The organism is Roseomonas sp. TS2 (assembly GCF_058833935.1).
Genome location: NZ_JCACVY010000315.1, coordinates 1 through 2,535, shown reverse-complemented (window position 1 = coordinate 2,535; position 2,535 = coordinate 1). Strand labels below are relative to the sequence as shown.

The 2,535-nt window shown below is 72.2% G+C and carries 3 protein-coding genes; 2 read left to right on the top strand and 1 reads right to left on the bottom strand.

Annotated features, from left to right (window positions below):
• Positions 1-551 (top strand): DUF2244 domain-containing protein (locus ACZJYS_RS23925; protein WP_493180586.1); only part of this gene is annotated, 551 nt, incomplete at its 5' end.
• A 68-nt stretch (positions 552-619) separates the two neighbouring features.
• Positions 620-1,090 (top strand): hypothetical protein, encoded by a 471-nt coding sequence (locus tag ACZJYS_RS23920; protein WP_379650445.1) that lies wholly within the window; start codon positions 620-622, stop codon positions 1,088-1,090.
• A 144-nt stretch (positions 1,091-1,234) separates the two neighbouring features.
• On the opposite strand, the gene ACZJYS_RS23915 is transcribed toward ACZJYS_RS23920, so the two are convergent.
• Positions 1,235-2,527, bottom strand: a complete 1,293-nt coding sequence (locus ACZJYS_RS23915) for an ammonium transporter (RefSeq protein WP_493180587.1) — start codon at positions 2,525-2,527, stop codon at positions 1,235-1,237.
• Between the last annotated feature and the right edge of the window lie 8 nt (positions 2,528-2,535).

Genomic DNA, 2,535 nt, shown 5'->3' with positions numbered 1-2,535 from the left:
CCAGCCTATGTTTGGGCGCGATGCCCGCAATCCCCGAGCCGATCCCCGCCGAGCCGGTCCTGTTCGAGGCGATCAGCACGCCGCCCCGCAGCTTCCGGCCGCGCGGCTTCGTGGTGATGCTGGGGCTCGGCCTGCTCTGGTCGCTCGGCGGCGGCATCGCCTTCGTGCTGATGGGCGCCTGGCCGGTGCTGCCCTTCCTGGGGCTGGAGGTGGCCGGCGCGCTGGCGCTGGTGGCGCTGCACCACCGCTGGTCGGGGCGGGCGCGGGAGGTGGTCTCGCTCACCCGGCAACACCTCCTGGTGCAGCGGCGCGACGGCACCGGCCGCTGGGAGCGCGCCGTGCTCGACCCCTACTGGGCGCGGGTGGAATGGAGCGAGCGGCAGGGGTTGGCGCTGGTGCAGCGCGGCCGCCGGGTGCCGATCGGGCGCTTCCTCTCGGAGGAGGAGCAGCAGGAGCTGGCCGCCGCCCTGCGCCGCGTGCTGGCCGAGTACCGCACGCCGGTCTTCGACAACCCGCAGCTCCGCGAGGCGCGGCCTTACAAGCCAGAGTGATGCTGCGCTGCACAAGAAGCTGCTAGGATGGCGCACCAAGGGCCTTTCCCTTCTGGAGTGCCATTCCGATGAACAATCCTTTCGCCCACGGCCAGCGAGCCGCCCGCCACGCCAATGCCGTGATGACCACGCTGGAGGCGGCGCGGCAGGTGATCGACCACCGCCTCTCGGCGGATGCGGCGCACCGGCGCGGCCCGGTGGCCACCCTGCTCGAGGTGGGGCGCATGGTGCCGGAGAAGATGCTGGCCTTCTCGGCGGGCGGCGCTGCGCTGGCGCAGGGCGGCATGGCGCTGGGCCAGCGCGCCCTGGAGTACAGCATGGCCGAGATGGAGGCCGCGCACCGCGCCACTTTGCGCGCGACCGGCACGCCCAACCCGCTGGCGGTGGCCGGCCTGCAGGCGGAATGGGCGATGGGCGCCATGAGCCGCGCCCAGGGCTTCGGCGCCGCCTGGACGGGGCTGTGCCTCTCCATGGCGGAGCAGGCGCTGCGGCCCGTGCACACCGCCGTGACGGAGAACCACCGCCGCCTGCGCGGCTGAACGCCGGCCTCCGGGTGGTGGGCGATAAGGGGCCGTTCCGCCGCCACGCCACCGCCTGCGGGATGAGACAAGCAAAAAATACGCCGGGGGATCGCTCCCCCGGCGCCGGTTCCGCGGGCCGCGCGTGGCGCGCGGCGAGATGGCTCAGCCGAGCCGCTCGCCGTGCAGCGAGACGTCGAGGCCCTCGCGCTCCTCCTCCTCGGTGACGCGCAGGCCCACCACCACGTCCACGACCTTCAGGATGATCCAGGTACCGATCGCGGTGAAGATGAAGGTGGCGACCGTGGCGTAGACCTGGATCAGGAACTGGTCGAAGGAGCCGGAGATGCCCTCCGGCGCGCCCGGCGTGGCCGAGAGCGGGCCATAGGCGAAGACGCCCACCAGCAGCGCGCCGACGATGCCGCAGATGCCGTGCACGCCGAAGGCGTCCAGGCTGTCGTCATAGCCGCACCAGTGCTTCAGCGTGGTGGCGCCCCAGAAGCCGGCGAGGCCCGCCACCAGGCCGATGATCAGCGCCGGCACCGGCAGCACGAAGCCGGCGGCGGGGGTGATGGCGACGAGGCCCGCCACGGCGCCGGAGATGGCGCCCAGCACCGAGGGCTTGCCCTTGGTCATCCACTCGGCGGCCACCCAGGCCAGCACGCCGGCGGCGCCCGCCACCTGCGTCACCAGCATGGCCATGCCCGCGCGGCCACCGGCGGCGCCCGCCGAGCCGGCGTTGAAGCCGAACCAGCCCACCCACAGCAGCGCCGCGCCGATGACGGCCAGGCCCAGGTTGAAGGGCGACATGTTCTCGGAGCCGAGGCCGGTGCGCTTGCCGAGGACGATGGCGGCCACCAGGCCGGCCACGCCCGCGTTGATGTGCACCACCGTGCCGCCGGCGAAGTCCAGCGCGCCGAGGGCGAAGATCCAGCCATTCGGGTGCCACACCCAGTGGGCGATCGGGCTGTAGATCAGCAGCGACCACAGCACGGTGAACAGCACGAGCGCCGAGAACTTCATCCGGTCCGCCACCGCGCCCGTGGCGAGCGCCGGGGTGATGATGGCGAAGGTCATCTGGAACATGATGAAGACGGTCTCGGGGATGGTGAAGGCCACCGCCGCGTCGCCGCTGCCGAGCGTGAAGGGCGCATCCCATGTGGGCGCCACGCCGGTGAGGAACAGCTTGGAGAGGTCGCCGATATAGGCGCCGCCCTCGCCGAAGGCCAGGCTGTAGCCCGCCACCATCCAGATGACGCTGCACAGCGCCGCCAGGAAGAAGGACTGCATCATGGTGGCCAGCACGTTCTTCTTCCGCACCATGCCGGAATAGAACAGCGCCAGGCCGGGGATGGTCATCATCAGCACCAGCGCGGTGCTGGTGAGCATCCAGGCGGTGTCGCCGGTGTTGACCGCGGGCGCCTCCTCCTGCGCCAGGGCCGGCAGGGACAGCAGCAGGGCGGGCG

Coding starts and splice junctions, on each gene's coding strand:
- ACZJYS_RS23920 (WP_379650445.1), top strand. CDS start 620: ATGAACAATCCTTTCGCCCACGGCCAGCGAGCCGCCCGCCACGCCAAT.